Raw genomic sequence first — 15,794 nt, 5'->3', positions numbered from 1 at the left:
TCTGCGCCTGCGGCGATCCGGCCTGGTGCTTGTTTGCGCTACCAGCCGGCCCGGTGCGGGTGCCGCAATTGTTCCACAATGGGTCAGGATACGGCGTATCGCAGGGGGCGATCCGTGCTAATATTTCCGCGAAAGGCAGAGCACAGAGGAGACTGGCACTATGATGATATACCCCACGATGGAGATTCAGAACGGCCGCTGCGTGAGCCTCGAAAAAGGCCGCCTCGACGAGCCGCAGATCTGGCACGTGGATCCGGTGGAAACCGCCAAGGGGTTTGCCGCCGCAGGCGCGGAATGGATGCATCTGACCGATTTCAGTGCCATTGAGGGCGATCACAGCAATGAGGCGCTGATCCTTGATATCATCCGCGGCGCCGGCGTTCCTGTCCAGCTGGGCGGCGGCATGCGCTCGCGCGAGCAGGTGGAGAGCTGGATCGACAAGGGCGCCGGGCGCATCGTGATCGGCACCCTTGCGGCGCGCGACCCGCATCTGGTGCGCGAACTGGCGGAACACCACCCGGACCAGATCGTTCTGGCGGTCGATATCTGGCAGGGCCAGGTGATGACCGACGGCTGGCGCAAATCCGGCGCCTTCACCCCAGAGGCCTATCTGGAGGCCTTTGCGGGCGCGCCGTTTGCCGGCATCATCATCACCGACATCGATTCCGACGTCGCTGATACCGAGGCGCAGATGGGGCTGATATCGCATCTGGCGTCCACCGTGAAACTGCCGGTGATTGCCAACGGCGTGGTGCGCAATTCCGATGATGTCTCGCGGCTGAAGTACATTCCCAACATCGCCGGCGCCATGGTGGGCCGGGCGCTGTTCCGCAAGACGCTGTCGGTTGAGGAAGCGCTGGCCGTTGCCCGGCCCGAACCGGAACCTGTGGCGGAATTCCAGTAACGCCAACTGCAGCCGGCCTGCGGTCTGCAAAAGCAGGCTGCAGGCCGCGCCCGGCCGGGCGGCGTCAGGCCGGGCTGACCGCGGCTTGCGGCTCAACGGTCTGCGCCGCATTGCGTTTGCGAAGCCTTTTCAGCTCCGCCCGGGCCAGCCGGCTGCTGAACTTTATACCGACATAGTCGTGGTCCTGCCGGATGGTCTGCGCCTCGATCGGCGGCAGGCCGGTCACACTGGCCGTCACATCCCCCTTGATCAGCGGAACAGGCTGGCCGTCCTCCAGCCCGACACGCACCTTGGCGCCCAGGCGGCTGATGTCCACAATCCGCGCCTCAAAGCGGTGATCGCCGCACTCCAGGAAGCAGGGCAGCGCGCAAGGGTGGCGGCGGGACAACCGCAGCCGCCGCCGGGCCAGGCGCTGCGCCAGGACCCCGGCCGCTGCGCCGAGAATCAGGGTCAGCAGCGAACCGGTGATGACCGCCTCCTGCGGCAGCCGCTTCAGCTGGCCAAGCCCGCTCAGCGCGCCGCCGGCACTGTCCTCGGGGGGAACGTAGTTGCAGGGCAGGGGCAGGATGCGCGCGCTGTAGCTTTGCAGCCGGGCGTCTGTGCCAAGGCGCTTTGCCTCCGCTTCCGCCTTGCCGGGCCCGTGCCTGCGGTGGATTTCCAGCAGGCCCTTGTGGCGGGTGATCAGATCCAGCGTGGAGCGCTCAAAGTTCTGCAGCCCGGCCCGCCGCAGCCGGATGCGCAGGTCCACCTGGGGATGGTCGCTCAGCCAGTGATGCAGTCTGCGCGCCTCGCCGGTGTCGGTGCCGGCTTTCAGCATGTCGTGGAATTTGCGCATCTGGTACTGCATCAGCACAAGATCCGACAGCAGCATGCAGGTCGCGCGGGAGGAGGACGGGGCCGCGGCGGCGGCAGGGCTGCCCGCAGCAAGCGCCAGGGCGGCGGCGGCTGAAAGAACGAGAGACTTGGACACCATTCAAGGGACTCGCGTAACTGTGCAACAATCTCCCTTGGGTTTAGCTGTACCGTCTTAACGCCCGGCAAGCGGACGCAGTAATTTTCCGTTAAAACTGAACAGCGGCGGCCAGGCCAGGCGGGGCAGGTGCCGCCAGCGCGGCGCGCGGGCCGCCCTGGTGCTGCAAGGCGGCTTGGCGGTTCACATTGGTCTCAAGGGGGCGTGTGCAGCCGGGCTGGGCGCTCCGGGCGCAGGCCGCAGCGCCGGCATAGGGCTGCGGCCGTTAAATCCCCAGGCCGGGCGGCATCCGCGCCGCCCGCGGGGGGCCGTCTTCATCCTCCATCGGGAAGGCTTCCAGCAAGCGGTGCAGCTGCAGGAAATTGAAGTCCCGGGCGAATTGCACCCCGAAATAATCCGCCGTCTGCCACCGCACGCTGGCGTCCAGGGTATAGCCGCCGAACGTGAGGGTGACCCGCGCCGGGATTTCACAGGGGGCGTCGGGGCGCACCTTGGCACCGGCCCGGCTGAGGTCGACCAGATGGGCCGGCACCGTGCGGCCGCCGGCCTGCAGCACGCAGGGCACGGAGCAGGGGTAGCGCTTGGTGCGGCGGATCCTGCGGATGCCGATGCGGTCCAGGAAATACAGCACGCTGCCGCCCAGCACCAGAAAGGACACCCAAGCAATCGCGGCATTGATGATCTGCTGGCGCTGGCGCGCGTCCGCTGCATTGACCGCCACTAGCTTGCTGCCGTGCCCGTCATCCTTGACCTGGTCGCAGGGCAGGGCCTCAACCCGGGTGCCGAACTCCGCCGCCAGTTCCCTGATGCCCATGTGGCGGGCGCTTTCCAGCGCCGCGGCGCGGCCCTGGGTGTCGAGAATCTGCAGCAGCACCGTCTGCCGCTTCAGCAGCTCCATCGCGCCGGGCTCGACGGATTGGATCCCCACCGCCCGCATCCGCTGCCGCAGCGGCGCCGGCGGATTTGTGCTGATCCAGCTGCGCAGATGCTGAACGCTGTAAGCGCCCTCGCCGGTGCGCAGATATGACAGAAACCCCTTGGTGGCCCGGTGCAGATCCGACAGGTCGCGGTGCACGGCACAGCCGGCACTTGCATGCCCGGGGAGCAGGCCGATCACCAGCAGGGTTGCAGCTATGGAGAGCCATTGGCGCATAGCAGGGTCGTTCCTCAAATCCTTCCAGAACAGAAGAATGCCGCAAAGAAGCGAATGTGCGGTTAACGCGGCGGCCGCCCCGGGCGAAAACCTGTGCGGCGTCATATGCCAGGGCGCGCACCGCCGCGCGGCACAGCAGCCAGGCGCAAACAGGCAGAGAAAGAAGGGAGATCGCGTTTCAGCCGCATCGCCAGGGCCCGCCCGTTTTGGAACAGGGGCGGCGGCAAGCGCCGGAAAAAAAATGCGGGCTGGAGACAAAATGGCCCAGAGCTCCAGCCCGCTTTGGCAATCCTTGAGGACGGATGCCGAGTTTCTCGTTTTGATAAACTCAACCTACGCCAGAGTCGTTAACCAAAAGTTCCCGCATTGTGAAATTATTGTAACAGCCCGTTTTTTGTCTCGTCCCGGCTGCTGCCAGCCCGCTCTTGCACCTGCCGGTCATTCCAAGCTATTTGAACGGACGGATTGCCGAGGCAAAGGAGAGCAAGGAATGCGTCGAGTAGTTGTCACCGGACTGGGCCTGGTTACCCCTCTGGCCAGCGGAGTCGAGGAAAGCTGGACCCGGTTGCTGGACGGCCAGTCGGGCGCGGGCCCCATCACCCAGTTTGACGCAGAGGCAAGCGGCGTGACCACGACCTATGCCTGTGAGGTTCCGCGCGGCGACGGCAGCGGCGGCACCTTCAACCCGGACGACTGGGTTGCCAAGAAAGACCAGAAGAAGATTGATGATTTCATCCTCTATGGCATCGCTGCCGCCGACATGGCCGTGCGCGACGCCGGCTGGACGCCCGAGGATGAGGAAAGCCGCCTGCGCACCGGCGTGATGATCGGCTCCGGCATCGGCGGCCTGTCGTCGATTGCCGACACCGCCGTGATGATCAAGGAGAAAGGCCCCCGCCGGGTGTCGCCGTTCTTCATCCCCGGCGCGCTGATCAACCTGATCTCCGGCCAGGTGTCGATCCGTTTCGGCTTCAAGGGTCCGAACCACTCCGTCGTGACCGCCTGTTCGACCGGCGCCCACGCCATTGGCGACGCGGCCCGGCTGATCAGATCCGGCGACGCCGACGTGATGGTCGCCGGCGGCGCCGAAGCGGCGATCTGCGAGATCGGCATCGCGGGCTTCAACGCCTGCAAGGCGCTGTCGACCAAATACGCCGACGACCCCAAGAAAGCCTCGCGCCCCTATGACAGCGACCGCGACGGCTTTGTGATGGGTGAGGGCGCCGGCATCGTGGTGCTGGAAGACTATGATCACGCCAAGGCCCGCGGCGCCAAGATCTATGCCGAGGTGCTGGGCTACGGCCTGTCGGGCGACGCCTACCACATCACCGCCCCCTCCGAGGATGGCGAGGGCGGCGAACGCTCGATGCGTGCGGCGCTGAGAAACGCCGGGCTGGAACCGTCGGCCATCGACTATATCAACGCCCATGGCACCTCCACCATGGCCGACACCATCGAGCTCGGCGCGGTGGAGCGGCTGCTGGGCAACCACGCCGCCAATGTCACCATGTCCTCGACCAAATCCGCCACCGGCCACCTCTTGGGCGCCGCCGGCGCGATCGAGGCGATCTTCTCGATCCTGGCAATCCGCGACCAGGTCGCCCCGCCGACCATCAACCTCGACAACCCCGCCGTGGAAACCCCGGTCGACCTGGCCCCCAACGCCAAGCGCGAGCGCAAGATCGACGTGGCGCTGTCGAACTCCTTCGGCTTTGGCGGCACCAACGCGTCGGTGATCTTCGGGAAACCTGACTGATGTGGCGCAGCCTCGCCTCTAACATGCTGACAGTCCTGATCGCCGCCCTGTTCCTGCTGGGCGGCCTCATCCTGTGGGGCAAGTCGCAGTACACGGCCGAAGGCCCGCTGGACACCGCCATCTGCCTGCGGGTGGATCGCGGCTCCAACATGGCCCGCGTCAGCCGCGACCTGGAAGCACAGGGCGCAGTCACCTCCGGCACCATCTTCCGCCTCGGCGCCAAATACAGCGAAAAAACCGGCCAGCTGAAGGCCGGCAGCTTCCTGGTGGAACCGGGCAGCTCGATGGAGCGGATCGTTGACGAGATCACCCATTCCGGCGCCTCCACCTGCGGCACCGAGATCGTCTACCGCGTCGGCGTGACCCGCACCCAGACCCTGGTGCGCGAGTTGGACCCGGCGACGAACAAGTTCGAGGACATCGCCGATTTCATCCTCGGCGTCGATGAGGTGCCGGTGGAATACACCGAGACCCGCCAGGATGCCGACACCCGCTACCGCATCGCGCTGGCCGAGGGCGTGACCAGCTGGCAGGTGGTCGAGGCGCTGAAGGCGATGGACGTGCTGGACGGCGACCCGGGCGAACGCCCCGCCGAAGGCCTGCTGGCGCCCGACAGCTACGAGGTCACCCCGGGCACCGAACGCGCCGCGGTTCTGGCCGAGATGCAGGAGCGCCAGCAGCTGCGCATCAACGCCGCCTGGGAAAGCCGCGCGGACGACGCGGCCGTCAAGACGCCCGAGGAGATGCTGATCCTCGCCTCGATCATCGAAAAGGAAACCGGCGTCGCCTCCGAGCGCGGCGTGGTTGCCTCGGTCTTCACCAACCGCCTGAACCGCGGCATGCGCCTGCAGACCGACCCGACGGTGATCTATGGCGTCACCAAGGGCGAAGGCATCCTGGGCCGCGGCCTGCGCCAGAGCGAGCTGCGCAAGGCCACCCCCTGGAACACCTATGTGATCGAGGGCCTGCCGCCGACACCCATCGCCAACCCGGGGCTTGCAAGCCTGGAGGCGGCGGTGAACCCGGAGAGCACGGATTACGTGTTCTTCGTCGCCGATGGCACCGGCGGCCACGCGTTTGCCAAAACGCTGGACGAGCACAACCGAAACGTGGCCAAATGGCGCGAGATCGAAGCCCAGCAGCAGAACAACTGAGGCTGTGTCCAGGGAAAGAGGAAAGGGCGCCGCAGGGCGCCCTTTTTTGAGTCTGCCCGGCTGCAGGAATTTCACTTGCTTTGCAGCCGCCCCCGTTCGATAGGGAATTATGTTCAAAAACCGGGCCATAGTCTTTGTTCTGATCACCTTGATGATAGATGCTATCGGGATTGGCATTGTGTTCCCTATCATGCCGGACCTGATGGCGCGCGTTGGCGCCGGAGACACCGGGCAGGGGGCATTCTGGGGCGGGCTGCTGATGGCAGTCTACGCGGGGGCGACGTTCCTTTGCGGTCCCATCGTCGGCAGCATCTCTGATGCCGCAGGACGCAGGCCCGTGCTGATCGCTGCGCTGGTGGTGCTGGCTGTGGACTACGTGATCATGGCGCTGGCCGGCAGTTTCTGGCTGCTGCTGCTGGGGCGGAGCCTCGCCGGCCTTGCGGGGGCGACCTATATCACCGCAACAGCCTATATCGCCGACATTTCCGCCCCGAAGGAGCGGGCTGCGAATTTCGGCCTGATCGGTGCCGCATTTGGCATCGGCTTTGTGCTGGGGCCCGCCATCGGCGGGGTTGCAGCGGAAATCAGCGTGACCGCACCCTTCTGGATCGCAGCGGTCCTCTCGGCAGCCAATGCGCTGTTCGGCTGTTTCGTGCTGCCCGAAAGCCTGCCGCGGGAGAAACGCCGTCCCTTCGGCAAACGCGACCTCAACCCCTTCAAGTCGGTCTATGACGCCTTCCGCACGCCAGGTCTGGCGGTTCCCATGATCTGCATCTTCGTGTTTGAATTTGCCAATATGGTCTATCCGACCCTCTGGGCGTTCTGGACCCGCGAGGTTTTTGATTGGCCCACGCTCTATATCGGGTTGTCGCTGGCGGCCTATGGCGTGATGCTGGCCGGAGTGCAGGGCGGGCTGATGCCGGTCTTCATCAGATGGATGGGCGATTTCAGAACCCTGATGCTGGGGATGACCGCGGCCCTGATCGCCATGACCGGGTTCGGATTCACCGGCACGATCATCGCCTTGACCGTCTTTCTGGTGCTCGCGGCCCTGTCCGATCTGGTGCCGGCCCTGCTGACCGCGATGGCGTCCAACCAGGCGGACGGGGACCGGCAGGGTATCTTGCAAGGCGTCATCGCCTCCTTGACCTCGCTGGCGGCCATCCTGTCGCCGCTGGTCATGACCGGATTGTTTCGGGCCGCAGTCGACGAGAGAGGCGTCTATTTGCCGGGATTGCCCTTCCTGTTCTCAGCGGCACTGGTCGCCATGATGCTGCCCTTGGTGTTCCGCCTGCGCGGCCATGCCTCGGTCTAGGCAGGCTGAGCAACCGCCAACTGCCCTGTCCCGGCGGGGATGTGCTGCCGCGCCCCCGTTGCGTCCCCGCCGTACGCTCCCCCTCCCATAACCCTTGACTTTTCCGGCAAAATCGCGTATAGGTTGTAAGGCAGCTGGAAGAAACATGGACGGCCCCGGATCCCCTCCACCGGCGGCCGTCCTGTCTTTCTCTCGTGCGGACAAGAAACGCATGAGGCAGAGCAACCCATGACAGACAACACACACGAACAGGACGGCGCCGCCGTCCTGCAGCGGCAGGTGCATTACACCGCCGATCTCCTGCGCTCGCTGCAGGAGAGCATACACCGCCTGCGCAACGCGGCGGAAGAGCTTCGGGAGCAGCTTGAAACCACCGGCGGCGATGAGGCCACCGGCGCAAGGGCGCAGATCAGCAGGCTCGAGGGCCTGATCCGCGATTGCCAGAAAGTGGAGAAAGTCATTGCAGAACAAAGCACCGAATTCGCCCGCATGCTCAAATCCGAACACGAGCTCGATCTCGGCGCGGCGCGCGCAGCTGTCGAATGCGGACTTTCTCGCCTGCGTGCCGCCCTGGCTGCTGAACTGCTTCTTGGATGAGCTGGACCGGAAAACCCTCTGCGCCTTGCCGCATCTCTTTGACATCTGGGCGCTGGACCACCAGCGCCCGCCGCCGGGGGATTGGCGCGCCTGGGTGATCCTGGGCGGCCGTGGCGCAGGGAAAACAAGGGCAGGGGCTGAATGGGTCCGCTCGCTGGCCGAAGGTGCGCGCCCGCACGACCCCGGCACCGCCCGCCGCATCGCGCTGGTGGCGGAAACCTATGACCAGGTGCGCGACGTTATGATCCACGGCGACAGCGGCATCCTGGCCTGCGCGCCGCCCGACCGGCGGCCCAAGTGGAAAGCCTCGGAGCGCAAGCTGATCTGGCCCAACGGGGCAGAGGCGCAGGCTTTCTCCGCCCATGACCCCGAGGCGCTGCGCGGCCCCCAGTTCGACGCCGCCTGGGCGGATGAACTGGCCAAATGGCGGAAAGGGCAGGAGAGCTGGGACATGCTGCAGTTTGCCCTGCGGCTGGGCCAGGACCCCCGCGTCTGCGTCACCACAACCCCGCGCAACGCGCCGGTGCTGAAGCGGCTCTTGGCCTCACCCAGCACCGTGCAGACCCACGCCGCGACCGAAGCCAACCGCGCCAACCTCGCGCCGTCGTTTCTGGAGGAGGTGCGGGCGCGCTATGCGGGCACCCGGCTGGGCCGGCAGGAGCTGGACGGGGTGTTGCTGTCGGACATCCAGGGCGCGCTCTGGACCACCGCAGCGCTGGTCGCGGCGCAGGTGGCCGACGCGCCGCCGCTCGACCGGGTGGTGGTCGCCGTCGATCCGGCCGTCAGCGCAGGCAAGGACTCCGACGCCTGCGGCATCGTGGTGGCGGGGGCCGTCACCCGGGGCAAGCCGCAGGACTGGCAGGCCTATGTGCTGGCCGATTGCACGGTGCAGGGGGTCGGTCCCCTGGCCTGGGCGCAAGCGGTGATCGCCGCCCGCGACAGGTTTGGCGCCGAACGGGTGGTGGCAGAGGTCAACCAGGGCGGCGCCCTGGTCGAAACCCTGCTGCGCCAGGCCGACCCGCTGGTGCCCTTCCGCGCCCTGTACGCGCGCAAGGGCAAATCCGCCCGCGCCGAGCCGGTGGCCGCCCTCTACGAACAGGGCCGGGTGCGCCACCTGCCGGGGCTGGGAGAGCTGGAGGACCAGATGTGCCAGATGACCCCGCAGGGCTACCGCGGCAGCGGCTCGCCGGACCGGGTCGATGCGCTGGTCTGGGCGCTGCATGAACTGATCATCCAGCCCGCTGCAAACCTTAGGAGGCCGCAGGTGCGGGTCTTATAGCCTCTTCTCAAAACTGACCGCCCGGCCGCCAGGCCGGGCAGCGCCCGTCCCGCCCCCCACGGGGCGGGCGCTTCGCTTCCTCCCCGTCGGGCCGGGCGCCGCCCTAAGCACTTCGCAACACCGGGTAAAATTCATCATAAGTGAATAATTACAGTGTCTTGACGTAGGGTGTTGCGTACCCGCCGTACGCACCGCTTCCCAGATCTTCAGCACTTTCTGTCCCTAATGATCCTCAGCAAAGGCGCACCAGCCCCAAGGGGTCCGGCGCCGGAGATGAACAACCTGAGGAGCGGACCATGGTCTTTGACCTGCTGCGGCGCAACAAGCCCGAACCCCCACAGCCCGGCCTGGAGCAGAAGGCCAGCCAAACCGCCCGCGTGGTGTCCTGGCACGGTTCCGGCCGCATCGCCTGGAGCCCGCGCGACACCGTGTCCCTGACCCGCAGCGGCTTTGCCGGCAATCCGGTCGCCCACCGGGTGATCCGTCTGATTGCCGAGGCCGCCGCCGCCGTGCCGCTGGTGCTGCAGGACAGCCGCCAGCGCTATGAGACTCACCCCTGGCTGGCGCTGCTGGCACGCCCCAACCCGGCCCAGACCCAGGCCGAACTGCTGGAGGCGCTCTACGGCCACCTGCTGCTGTCTGGCAACGCCTATATCGAGATGGTCGCGGCAGAGGACGCAACGCCCGCAGAACTGCATGTGCTGCGCTCCGACCGGATGAACGTGGTGCCCGGCCCGGACGGCTGGCCGGCGGGCTTTGACTATGTGGCCGGCGGGCGCAAGCACCGCTTTGCCAACGCGCCGGTTAAATCCCCGGTCTGCCATATCAAGAGCTTTCACCCGCAGGACGACCACTATGGCCTGTCCCCCCTGCAATCGGCGGCGATGGCGATTGACGTCCACAACGCCGCCTCCCGCTGGTCCAAGGCGCTCCTGGACAACGCAGCCCGCCCCTCCGGCGCGCTTGTCTGGACCGGCTCCGACGGCCAGGGCCAGATGTCCGACGATCAGTTCCGCCATCTAAGTGAAGAGATTCAATCAAACTTTCAGGGTGCGCAGAATGCCGGCCGCCCGATGGTGCTGGAGGGCGGGTTGGACTGGAAGCCGATGGGCTTCTCGCCGTCGGACATGGAGTTCCAGAAGACCAAGGACACCGCCGCCCGCGAAATCGCGCTGGCCTTCGGGGTGCCGCCGATGCTGCTCGGCATTCCCGGCGACGCAACTTACGCCAACTACCAGGAGGCCAACCGCGCCTTCTACCGGCTGACCGTGCTGCCGCTGGTGGCCAAGGCCACTGCCGCATTGGCCGACTGGCTGGCGGGCTGGACCGGCGAAGAGCTATGCCTGAAGCCCGACCTCGACCAGCTGCCCGCCCTGGCGGCAGAGCGCGAGGCGCAGTGGCGGAGGATCTCTTCTGCGGACTTCCTCACACCCGCGGAAAAGCGGCAGCTGCTGGGGTTGCCCGCACAGGCCCCGGCCACGCCGCAGATGGAGGGCGGACAGGATGACTGAGCACCCGATGCACGCATTCGATTGTTCACCGGGATTGCGCCTGTCCGCCCATGAGCGGGTGGCCCAGATCCAGCATGAGGCCGTGAACCGCCGCCTCGACCGGATCGAACAGATGATGGAGCGGCTGGAGAAACGCCTCTGGCTCACCGTCTACGGCGTCGCCGCGGTGATCCTGGCGCAGGCCTTCCAATCCTTCCTGACGGTGCAATTGCCGTAACTCCAACGATTTGCGAGGCTCAGATGATGCAGGGAACACCCCAGCTGGAACATAAATTCGCACGCTTCGGCGAGGATCTCTCGCTGAAGGACGCCACCGGAATCGAAGGCTACGCCAGCCTGTTCGGCCAGACCGATCAAGGCGGCGACGTGGTGATGCGCGGCGCCTACGCCGCCTCGCTCAAGACGCTCCGCGATCAGGGCCGGACGGTCAAGATGCTGTGGCAGCACGACCCGCACCAGCCCATCGGCGTCTGGGACGAGGTGCGCGAGGACAAGCGCGGGCTTTACGTCAAGGGCCGCATCCTCACCGCCACCCCCAAAGGCGCCGAAGCGGCAGCCTTGATCGGGGCCGGCGCCATCGACGGCCTGTCGATCGGCTACCGCACCCAGAAAGCCGCCCGCGCGCCGGACGGCAGCCGCCACCTGACCCAGGTGGAGCTGTGGGAGGTGTCGCTGGTCACCTTCCCGATGCTGCCCGCCGCCCGTGTGGCGGCCAAATCCGCCGCCGCAGATGCCGAAGCCGAAGCGCTGCGCGCATTGGCCGCCGGCCTGCGCCAGATCACCCGCGACCTCAAAACAGGACACCCATCATGAGCAACCAAGACCTCCCGGCCCAATCCGGGGACGCAGCGCCCCTGGCGCATGAAGTGAAACAGGCCATCACGGGCTTTCTTCATGAATTCAAGGGGTTTCAGGACGACGTGCAATCAAGGCTGAAACAGGCAGAAGAGCGAGTGAACATGCTGGACCGTAAGACAATCTCTCAGAACCGCCCCCATCTGGCAGCCAGCCAGGACGCGGGCGCGCCGCATCAGAAGGCGTTCAACGCCTACCTGCGCTGCGGCGACGACGACGGCCTGCGCGGGCTTGAGCTGGAAGGCAAGGCGATGTCCACCGCCGTGGCCAGCGATGGCGGCTATCTGGTCGATCCGCAGACGTCGGAAACCGTGAAATCGGTGCTGAACGCCTCCGCCTCGATCCGCGCCGTGGCCTCCGTGGTGCATGTGGAGGCGTCCTCTTATGACGTGCTGATCGACCACAGCGAAATGGGGGCCGGCTGGGCCAATGAAACCGGCCCCGCGGCGGAGACCTCCACCGGCTCCATCGACCGCATCACCATCCCGCTGCATGAGCTGAGCGCGCTGCCCAAGGCGTCGCAGCGGCTGCTCGATGACAGCGCCTTTGACATCGAGGGCTGGCTGGCCACCCGCATCGCCGACAAATTCGCGCGGTCCGAGGCCGATGCCTTCATCAACGGCGACGGCATCGACAAGCCCACCGGTTTCCTCAACTACCCGGTGACCGAAAACGGCACCTGGACCTGGGGCGAGATCGGCTACAGGGTTTCCGGCGTCGACGGCGATGTCGGCAACGGCGACGCGATCATCGACCTAGTCTATGCGCTGGGGGCCGAATACCGCGCCAACGCCACCTTCATTCTGAACTCCAAGACCGCGGGAATGCTCAGGAAACTGAAGGACGCCGACGGCCGTTTCCTGTGGTCTGACGGCCTGGCCGCAGGCGAGCCTGCGCGCCTCATGGGCTACCCGGTGCTGATCGCCGAGGACATGCCGGACCCGGCTGCCAACAGCTACTCCATCGCCTTCGGCGACTTCCGCGCCGGCTATACCATTGCCGAGCGCCCGGACCTGCGCGTGTTGCGCGACCCCTTCAGCGCTAAGCCGCATGTGCTGTTCTACGCGACCAAGCGCGTCGGCGGCGATGTCAGCGACTTTGCCGCGATCAAGCTGATGAAATTCGGCCTGAGCTAACCGCTCAGCGCTGATGGCGGACCGGCAGCCCGGTCCGCCGGCTGGCACGCACCCCATATTTCCTTGCCGTCTAGCTGCTCCCCCTCCGTCCGAGCGGCAGGGAACGGTGCGTGCCGGCCGAACTTTAGAAACGGACAGCAGATCAGGGCCGGCTCAGGGGGAGGCCCGCAGGAGTGAGATGATGATGCTGAGCGAAGTGACCCCCGTGCCCGAGGCCGCCCTGCCGCTGGCCCCCTTCAAGGCGCATCTGCGTCTGGGCACCGGCTTTGGCGAGGACAGCCTGCAGGACGAGGTGCTGTTTGGCTTCCTGCGCGCCGCCTTGGCCGCGGTGGAAGGAAGGACCGGCAAGGCGCTGATAACCCGTGATTTTGAGCTGGAGATCCGGCACTGGCGCGACCGCGCCCGGATGGTGCTGCCGATCGCCCCGGTGCGGGCGGTGACAGAGGTGATGATCCGTGACGCCGCGGGGGCTGAGACAGTTCTGACCCCTTCCGCTTACCAGCTGGAGCGTGACAGCCAGCGCCCGCGTTTGTGCCCAACCGGCAGCCTGCTGCCCGCCATCCCGGCCGGCGGTCTGGCGCGGATCACCCTGCAGGCCGGCATGGCCGCGGACTGGGGCGGCTTGCCTGCTGATTTGGGCCAGGCCGTGATGCTGCTGGCCGCGCATTACTACGAATACCGGGCCGACACCGGCCTTCATGGCGGTTGCATGCCCTTTGGCGTCACTAGCCTGATCGAACGCTACCGCAGCCTGCGGCTGACGCTGGGAGGCCTGGCATGACACAGCCCCCGAACCTCACCCGCAAGCTGGTGCTCGAAGACCCCCAGCGCGCGCCCGACGGCGCCGGCGGCTACACGGAAACATGGGTCGCGCTTGGCACCCTCTGGGCCGAGGTGAAATCCCTCTCGGGCCGCCTGGCCGGTGATAGCGTATCTTTGCAGAAATACCGGATCACCCTGCGCGCATCGCCGGAAGGTTTTGCATCCCGTCCGCGCCCGGACCAGCGTTTCCGTGACCATGACCGCCTCTACCGCATTGATGCGGTTGCGGAAAGCGCCCCGGACGCCCGCTATCTCACCTGTTTCGCGGTTGAGGAGGTGAGCGGATGACCTATGCCATCGCAGGCGGGCTGCAATCCGCCGTCTACACCCACCTGACTGGCGACGCGGGCCTCTCCGCGCTGGTCGGCAATGCGATCTATGACGCGATCCCCGCAGGCCCCTTGCCGCAGACCTATGTGGCGCTGGGATCGGAGGAGGTGCTGGACCGCTCCGACAAGACCGCAGGCGGGGCCGAACACCGGTTCTTCGTCACCGTCACCACTGACACGGCAGGTTTTGCCGGCGCCAAGGCCGCCGCCGCGGCCGTCTGCGACGCGCTGGTCGGTGCCGCGGTGCCGCTGCCGCGCGGCCAGCTGACGGGCCTGTGGTTCGACCGCGCCAAGGCCGAGCGGCTGACCACCGGCGGCAGGCAGATCACCCTGCGCTTCAGGGCGCGGGTGGATGACGTCTGAACGTCAGAAACCTCATGAAACCAATTGAAATACATGGAGAACCCCCATGACAGTTCAAAACGGCAAGGACCTGTTGGTCAAAGTGGACATGAACGGCGCTGGCCTGTTTGAAACCATCGCCGGCCTGCGCGCCACAAGGATCAGCTTCAACGCCGAAAGCGTAGATGTGACCAGCCTCGAAAGCCAAGGCGGCTGGCGTGAGTTGCTGGCAGGCGCCGGCGTGCGCTCCGCCAGCATCTCCGGCTCCGGCATCTTCCGGGACGAGGCAACGGATGAGCGCGCCCGGCAGCTGTTCTTCGAAGGCCTCACGCCGGAGTTCCAGGTGATCATCCCCGATTTCGGCATCGTGCAGGGGCCGTTCCAGGTCACAGCACTTGAATACGCGGGCAGCCACAACGGCGAGGCGACTTATGAGCTGTCGCTCGCCAGCGCCGGCCAGCTCAGCTTCTCGGCGGTCTGAACGATGGTGAATCCCCACGCTGGCGAGGCGGAATTGCTCGTGAATGGAACCCCTTACGTGCTGAAGCTGACGCTGGGCGCGCTGGCGGGGCTGGAGGCCGCGCTGGAGGAAAGCACGCTGGTTGATCTGGTGCAGCGGTTCGAACAGGGCCGGTTTTCTGCCCGCGACGTGCTGGCGCTCTTGGCGGCAGGATTGCAGGGCGGTGGCCATGATCTCAGCCGCGAAGACCTCGCTGCCGCCACCATTACCGGCGGCCCGATGCAGGCGGCGCGGGTGGCGGCGGAGCTGTTGGTGCGCAGCTTTGCCGTGCCGGAAGAGCCATGAGCGGGCTGGACTGGCCCGCGCTGATGCGCGCCGGGATGGCGGGGCTGAAACTGCTGCCGCGTGATTTCTGGCAGCTGACGCCGGCGGAACTGCGGCTGATGCTGGGCGAGGCCGCGGCACCGCAGCCGCTCAGCCGCCACCGGCTGGCGGCCTTGATGCAGAATTTCCCGGACGCGCCCAGCCCGGCAAACAAGGAGACAAAAGATGACTGACTCATCCTCGATGGCGGAACTGGAACTGCAGGGCGAAGCTTTGGGAGAAGCGCTGGACGGTGCCTCCGGAATGGCGGCTGCCTTTGCAGAAGTGCTGGGGCGGGTCAAGGAGGGGTTCTCCGAGACCGGGCGCGATGCGCAGATCCTGGACCGAAGTCTTTCCAAGGGCTTACGGCGCGCTTTTGAGGGGTTGGCCTTTGACGGCGACAGCCTGTCGGAGGCGATGGACACCCTCGCGCGCTCCATGATCCGAACCACCTACAACGCGGCGATGAAGCCGGTGACCAATCATCTCAGCGGCATGATGACCGAGGGGCTGACCTCGCTGATCGGAAACATTCTGCCCTTCGCCAATGGTGCGGCCTTCAGCCAGGGCAAGGTGATGCCCTTTGCCAAGGGCGGTGTTGTCACCAGCCCCACAGCATTCCCGATGCGCGGCGCCACCGGGCTGATGGGCGAGGCCGGGCCGGAGGCGATCCTGCCGCTGACCCGCGGCGCCGACGGCTCGCTGGGCGTGCGCAGCCAGGGCGGCGGTGCGGTCAGCGTGGTGATGAATGTGACCACCCCGGACGTCAAAGGCTTTGAACGCAGCCGCAGCCAGATCGCCGCGCAGCTGTCGCGCGCGCTTAGCCGCGGCGGGCGCAACCGTTAAGA

The 15,794-nt window shown here is 66.5% G+C and carries 19 protein-coding genes; 17 read left to right on the top strand and 2 right to left on the bottom strand.

What is annotated here, in order from left to right; all coding sequences use genetic code 11:
* The first annotated feature begins 160 nt into the window (after positions 1 to 160).
* A complete protein-coding gene (locus PHA8399_RS15690; protein ID WP_058287046.1) occupies positions 161 to 904 on the top strand; it encodes a 1-(5-phosphoribosyl)-5-[(5-phosphoribosylamino)methylideneamino]imidazole-4-carboxamide isomerase in 744 nt (247 codons plus the stop codon).
* A 64-nt stretch (positions 905 to 968) separates the two neighbouring features.
* Here the strand turns inward: PHA8399_RS15690 and PHA8399_RS15685 are convergent, their stop codons facing one another.
* Positions 969 to 1,877, bottom strand: a complete 909-nt coding sequence (locus tag PHA8399_RS15685) for a PilZ domain-containing protein (protein WP_058287045.1) — start codon at positions 1,875 to 1,877, stop codon at positions 969 to 971.
* 262 nt (positions 1,878 to 2,139) lie between these two features.
* Positions 2,140 to 3,027, bottom strand: coding sequence for a PilZ domain-containing protein (locus tag PHA8399_RS15680; RefSeq protein WP_058287044.1), 888 nt, complete (start codon positions 3,025 to 3,027; stop codon positions 2,140 to 2,142).
* A gap of 490 nt (positions 3,028 to 3,517) precedes the next feature.
* On the opposite strand from PHA8399_RS15680, the gene fabF reads away from it, so the two are divergent.
* The 16 genes from fabF to PHA8399_RS15600 all read left to right on the top strand — a co-directional run bounded on the left by fabF (position 3,518) and on the right by PHA8399_RS15600 (position 15,792).
* Positions 3,518 to 4,783, top strand: a complete 1,266-nt coding sequence (gene fabF / locus PHA8399_RS15675) for a beta-ketoacyl-ACP synthase II (RefSeq protein ID WP_058287043.1) — start codon at positions 3,518 to 3,520, stop codon at positions 4,781 to 4,783.
* Positions 4,783 to 5,937 (top strand): endolytic transglycosylase MltG, encoded by a 1,155-nt coding sequence (gene mltG, locus PHA8399_RS15670; RefSeq protein ID WP_058287042.1) that lies wholly within the window; start codon positions 4,783 to 4,785, stop codon positions 5,935 to 5,937. The genes fabF and mltG overlap by 1 nt, the downstream gene beginning before the upstream one ends.
* A 109-nt stretch (positions 5,938 to 6,046) precedes the next feature.
* Complete coding sequence (locus PHA8399_RS15665) at positions 6,047 to 7,252, top strand: MFS transporter (RefSeq protein ID WP_058287041.1); 1,206 nt, start codon at positions 6,047 to 6,049, stop codon at positions 7,250 to 7,252.
* A 228-nt stretch (positions 7,253 to 7,480) separates the two neighbouring features.
* Positions 7,481 to 7,849 (top strand): hypothetical protein, encoded by a 369-nt coding sequence (locus PHA8399_RS15660; RefSeq protein WP_058287040.1) that lies wholly within the window; start codon positions 7,481 to 7,483, stop codon positions 7,847 to 7,849.
* Positions 7,842 to 9,128, top strand: a complete 1,287-nt coding sequence (locus PHA8399_RS15655; protein ID WP_058287289.1) for a terminase large subunit domain-containing protein — start codon at positions 7,842 to 7,844, stop codon at positions 9,126 to 9,128. Before PHA8399_RS15660 ends, PHA8399_RS15655 begins: the two co-directional genes overlap by 8 nt.
* A gap of 296 nt (positions 9,129 to 9,424) precedes the next feature.
* Positions 9,425 to 10,639: a phage portal protein gene (locus PHA8399_RS15650; RefSeq protein ID WP_058287039.1), complete on the top strand. Its 1,215-nt coding sequence runs from the start codon at positions 9,425 to 9,427 to the stop codon at positions 10,637 to 10,639.
* Entirely contained in the window at positions 10,632 to 10,856 is a 225-nt protein-coding gene (locus PHA8399_RS15645) for a GTA head formation protein, RCAP_rcc01685 family (RefSeq protein ID WP_024090123.1), read from the top strand. The genes PHA8399_RS15650 and PHA8399_RS15645 overlap by 8 nt, the downstream gene beginning before the upstream one ends.
* A gap of 23 nt (positions 10,857 to 10,879) precedes the next feature.
* Entirely contained in the window at positions 10,880 to 11,452 is a 573-nt protein-coding gene (locus PHA8399_RS15640) for an HK97 family phage prohead protease (RefSeq protein ID WP_145977046.1), read from the top strand.
* Positions 11,449 to 12,630: a phage major capsid protein gene (locus tag PHA8399_RS15635; protein WP_058287038.1), complete on the top strand. Its 1,182-nt coding sequence runs from the start codon at positions 11,449 to 11,451 to the stop codon at positions 12,628 to 12,630. The genes PHA8399_RS15640 and PHA8399_RS15635 overlap by 4 nt, the downstream gene beginning before the upstream one ends.
* Before the next feature lie 181 nt (positions 12,631 to 12,811).
* A complete protein-coding gene (locus tag PHA8399_RS15630) occupies positions 12,812 to 13,411 on the top strand; it encodes a head-tail connector protein (RefSeq protein WP_058287287.1) in 600 nt (199 codons plus the stop codon).
* Entirely contained in the window at positions 13,408 to 13,740 is a 333-nt protein-coding gene (locus PHA8399_RS15625) for a head-tail adaptor protein (protein WP_058287037.1), read from the top strand. Before PHA8399_RS15630 ends, PHA8399_RS15625 begins: the two co-directional genes overlap by 4 nt.
* A complete protein-coding gene (locus PHA8399_RS15620) occupies positions 13,737 to 14,144 on the top strand; it encodes a DUF3168 domain-containing protein (protein ID WP_058287036.1) in 408 nt (135 codons plus the stop codon). The genes PHA8399_RS15625 and PHA8399_RS15620 overlap by 4 nt, the downstream gene beginning before the upstream one ends.
* A 46-nt stretch (positions 14,145 to 14,190) precedes the next feature.
* Positions 14,191 to 14,604, top strand: a complete 414-nt coding sequence (locus tag PHA8399_RS15615; protein ID WP_008557516.1) for a phage major tail protein, TP901-1 family — start codon at positions 14,191 to 14,193, stop codon at positions 14,602 to 14,604.
* A gap of 3 nt (positions 14,605 to 14,607) precedes the next feature.
* Positions 14,608 to 14,928 carry a gene transfer agent family protein gene (locus PHA8399_RS15610; protein ID WP_058287035.1) on the top strand — a complete coding sequence of 107 codons (321 nt, stop codon included), beginning with the start codon at positions 14,608 to 14,610 and terminating at the stop codon, positions 14,926 to 14,928.
* Positions 14,925 to 15,140 (top strand): rcc01693 family protein, encoded by a 216-nt coding sequence (locus tag PHA8399_RS15605; protein WP_058287034.1) that lies wholly within the window; start codon positions 14,925 to 14,927, stop codon positions 15,138 to 15,140. The genes PHA8399_RS15610 and PHA8399_RS15605 overlap by 4 nt, the downstream gene beginning before the upstream one ends.
* The gene (locus PHA8399_RS15600; protein WP_058287033.1) at positions 15,133 to 15,792 is read left to right on the top strand and encodes an RcGTA-type gene transfer agent tail tape measure protein; all 660 of its coding nucleotides are present in this window, start codon (positions 15,133 to 15,135) and stop codon (positions 15,790 to 15,792) included. Before PHA8399_RS15605 ends, PHA8399_RS15600 begins: the two co-directional genes overlap by 8 nt.
* Positions 15,793 to 15,794 lie beyond the last annotated feature (2 nt).

The organism is Leisingera aquaemixtae, from assembly GCF_001458395.1.
Lineage (GTDB): Bacteria > Pseudomonadota > Alphaproteobacteria > Rhodobacterales > Rhodobacteraceae > Leisingera > Leisingera aquaemixtae.
The sequence above is the reverse complement of the archived record's forward strand: the minus strand, read 5'-3'. Positions and strand labels throughout refer to the sequence as shown.